Source organism: Actinoplanes sp. NPDC049598, from assembly GCF_040675435.1.
Lineage (GTDB): Bacteria > Actinomycetota > Actinomycetes > Mycobacteriales > Micromonosporaceae > Actinoplanes.
On the sequence record NZ_JBFAOX010000066.1, the window covers coordinates 1 to 1,621 of the forward strand.

The window sequence follows — 1,621 nt, forward strand, 5'->3', positions numbered from 1 at the left end:
ACGAGTTCGGCCGTCGCGCGTTCGGCGAAGTCGCCGACCGGGTCGGCGGGCTGACTGGGGAGCGTTTCATGCCTCGAGTGGTCACCCCATCCCCACAACCTTGCCGCGTATTCCGGTGGCGGCCAGGAGGGTGGTCACTGGGCTCTGAGCGCGGGGTGGTGAAGACGGTCACCTCGCGGTGGTGACTGGTCGGCGTTCGCTGCCGCGCTGTGGGGCGGGGCGGGGATTCAGTCACCCGGGCCCTGCTGAGCGGGGGGCTGGGCGGCAATTCCAGGCCGGTTGCGCGGGATTGGTGGTCAGAAGCGGGAGTTCTCGTACCAGGACGTCCAGACTTGCTGGTTGCCCTGGGCGGTGGGGGGAGGTAGGCGGCGGTTCAGGATTAGCAGGAGCTTGCGTGCTGGGGCCTCTATGGAGGCGTCGGGCGGTGTTGGGGCTCCGGGCTGTGCTTCCGTGTCGTGCCAGGTGAGGCCGGTTTCGGTGCGGGTTACGCGCCAGGTGCGGGCGGCGTCGGGGGCGGTGAACTGGAGGGTTTCGCCGGTGCCGGCCAGGCGGTCGAACATCTCGAACGTGCCCAGCAGGTCGGAGATCCCGTCGGCGGCCAGGTCTAGAGCTAGATCGCCGTGGGGGTGACCGTCGGGGGTGGCGTCGAAGCGGTGGATTATGAGGTCATGGACCATTCGGCGTAGCCAGAAGCCGGCTATCAAGTGTTTGGGTTGAAAGGTCCAGACCTGCTGGTGGAAGCCACGATGGTGGACGGTTCGAATCAGGTCTCGGGCGCCGGAAGTCAGCCAGGAGGGCCAGTCGGCCCGGGTGATGGGGGCGGGGATCAAGGTGTACGGCTGCATCTGGTCCGTGTCGATGATGAGCTTGGCGTAGCGGTGGCCGGTGCCGACGTGGGTGACCAGGTCGCGGAAGGTCCACTCGGGGCAAGTGGGCACGGTGCGGTCGTCGGGCTGGGCGAGGGCCGCGGCGGCGAAGCGGGCGGTCTCGGCTTCCAGCTCGGCGGCGTAGCGCTCGGGCGGTAGCCACTCCATGACCGCACCCTAGCGGTCGGCATCGATCCTTTTGGTCCGTCGCTCATCGAGGCCTCATTTCCCCCGCCCGGCCCCACCGCCCGTCTCACTGCCCCCTCGTCACTCCGCCCCACCCCCGACCTCACCTCCGGCCTCACCGCCGCGTCCCACTGCCCCGCCTCACCGCCCGGCCCACCCCGCCGTCACCGCCTCCCCCACTGCCCGGCCCCTCCCCCGCCGCACCGCCGCGCCTTACTGCCCCGCCTCACCGCCCGGATTCCATCTCCGGCCCCATCCCCGGCCTCACCGCCCCGCTTCACCGCCCGGCCCACCCCCCAACCTCACCGCCCCGCCCCACCGCCCGGCACCACCCCCGGCCGCACCGCCCCGCCGCCTAGCCCGGCCGCCCGGTCCTGCCGCCCGGCCTCACCGCCTGCCGCCAGCCTCGGTATGCGGCTTCGCGGCGCCTGGGCAGCCACGACTTCGGTCACGTGGTGCAGTTTCTTGGCGGTGAGGGACTGTGTCACGAGAGGTGTTTCCGGCCCGACACGCCAGGCTGAAGACCTGGCGGGATGGGCACCGTGAGTGATGACATCGAACGTTATGAG

Annotated in this window: 1 protein-coding gene; it reads right to left on the reverse strand. The window is 70.8% G+C overall.

Annotation, left to right across the window (positions count from 1 at the left end):
* Positions 1-296: 296 nt before the first annotated feature.
* Positions 297-1,034: a maleylpyruvate isomerase N-terminal domain-containing protein gene (locus AB0J66_RS49730; RefSeq protein ID WP_364676576.1), complete on the reverse strand. Its 738-nt coding sequence runs from the start codon at positions 1,032-1,034 to the stop codon at positions 297-299.
* Between the last annotated feature and the right edge of the window lie 587 nt (positions 1,035-1,621).